Genomic DNA, 267 nt, shown 5'->3' with positions numbered 1-267 from the left:
CTCGAAGTCGCGCAGGATGTAGTGCATTTCGGCGCGTTCCACGCTGCCCTTGATGCTGCTGAGGTGGTAAAAGCCCTGGTAACCCTCGGTGGTCTCCGGCGTTTCGTCCGCCGGCAGCGCCTGATGAATGCGGGTAGCCAGCGACAGCGCGTTGACCATCACGCCCTTGGCGCTGCCGGGGTGCACGCTGTTGCCGAGGATTTTGATCGTCACCGAGGCGGCATTGAAGTTTTCGCACTCCAGCTCACCGACGCCGCCGCCATCCAC

General features: G+C 63.3%; 1 protein-coding gene. It reads right to left on the bottom strand.

Annotated features, from left to right (window positions below):
• On the bottom strand, positions 1–267 hold a 267-nt coding region (locus AC4IFT_RS22520), incomplete at both ends, for a peptidase dimerization domain-containing protein (RefSeq protein WP_490752961.1).

The sequence above is a fragment of the Providencia sp. UF-183 genome (assembly GCF_058246155.1).
This window is presented reverse-complemented; position numbering and strand designations above follow the sequence as displayed.